We start from the raw sequence: 1,604 nt of genomic DNA, 5'->3' as shown, positions 1-1,604 counted from the left end.
TCCCTCTTTTCTGCGAGCTCCGATAAAGTTTTACTTATGCTAGCCAAGCTCTTATTCATGTTGATAAATACTGTTTGATTCTTTCCTTTCAGAGCATCAGATAAGTCCTGAGCTGCACTATTCTTGGTGCCAGCATGCTTCATGTAGTTCACATCCAGCATTGAAGAGTCCGTGCCTTTTTTGCTTGATCTTAACGGAGTTCGAAAGGTGTATTGAGTACTTACACCAATCCCATCCTGTACTCTATGTTTCAGACCACCATATTGCCCTGCATTGAATCTCAACTCTTTCCCTGGTGCCAAAAAGGGGATTTTGTGATCAATCTGTTTGCTCTCGCTACTGTCGGGCTTTTCTATGCCCCAGCATAAAATGGGAAGTGGTACTGAAAAGGATATGTCTCTCGCCGTACCCGTCCCGATATTCCGTATTACGAGATCAATCAGGCTGGTTGTGTCAGGGTTTGGCTCATAATAGACGACAACACACGGCTTTGTTTGGCGATAGATCGCGTAGTAAGCCGTCGCAACTGCAAGAAATGTCCCAATAGGGCTAACGATATAAAAAGCTATCTGCAAAGTCTCAGCCACTCTCTCCCCCTAACATATTAACTTGCCCGCTGCATTTCCCGAAGAAATAGCCGCTTTGGGTCGAGCCCCGTCTATAAATTAACCTTAGCACATGACGAGCATGAATTGAGCCATTCTTTGACCTCCACCTGATGGAGGAACATGCCATGAACGTTTTGACTGAAATCTCCTGTACACCTACACCTTGGAATTAAGGCAAATTAGTTGTTCAGAAGTCGCCTCTGCGCCTTCGAGATATCTGGGCTATACGTGTGCGCCTACAGCTTGCCAAAAAGACGAGAGACCTTGCCCTCTTCAATTTAGCCATTGATAGCAAATTACGGGGCTGCGACCTTGTCAATTTACGAGTCCGGGATATAGCCCATGGTGCGTGCATATCCCCACGAGCCATCGTGATGCAGCAAAAAACGCATCGACCTGTCCAGTTCGAAATAACCGAGCAAACGCGTATTGCTATCATGGACTGGATACAGCTTGCTCAACTTAGAAACGAAGACTTCTTGTTTCCCAGCCGCATCAATAGCGCAAAGCATCTTTCAACACGCCAATATGCCCGTATCGTGAAAGCATGGGTCACCGAAATAGGTTTAGATGCGTCAGTGTATGGCACGCACACGATGCGCCGCACTAAAGCGTCGTTGATATACCGTCGCACGAAAAACCTAAGGGCAGTGCAACTGCTCCTGGGTCACACGAAGCTGGAAAGCACTGTCAGGTATCTAGGGATAGAGGTAGATGACGCGTTAGAAATGGCAGAACAGACTGAAGTTTGATGAGGCTGAACGACGGCCTATTTCGGGCCGTCGTTACCCGGCCAAGTGCGGACATTCAGTAATGGCTAAAATAACTAAAGTGCCAGCGCTCAGGTTCGGGTTACTGAGTCGAGTAGATCAGCTTGGTTTGAAGCTCAGGTCTAGAAAATTGGGTCATCTTTTTCTTTACAGAGGTCATGTGCAACCCGCCTGCCACTTTCAGTAAGCTCAAAGTATCCATCTGCTTGCGCTTCAAAAATACCAG

2 protein-coding genes are annotated in these 1,604 nt (G+C 47.0%); one reads left to right on the top strand and one right to left on the bottom strand.

From position 1 onward, the window contains the following. Positions 1–587 (bottom strand): hypothetical protein (locus MLE19_RS22765; protein ID WP_240720606.1); only part of this gene is annotated, 587 nt, incomplete at its 3' end. A gap of 251 nt (positions 588–838) precedes the next feature. Between MLE19_RS22765 and MLE19_RS22760 the strand changes: the two genes are divergently transcribed. Further along, positions 839–1,360: a tyrosine-type recombinase/integrase gene (locus tag MLE19_RS22760; RefSeq protein WP_425356826.1), complete on the top strand. Its 522-nt coding sequence runs from the start codon at positions 839–841 to the stop codon at positions 1,358–1,360. Positions 1,361–1,604: the final 244 nt, after the last annotated feature.

The sequence above is a fragment of the Vreelandella neptunia genome (assembly GCF_022489065.1).
In the GTDB taxonomy this organism is placed as follows: Bacteria; Pseudomonadota; Gammaproteobacteria; order Pseudomonadales; family Halomonadaceae; genus Vreelandella; species Vreelandella neptunia_A.
This window is presented reverse-complemented; position numbering and strand designations above follow the sequence as displayed.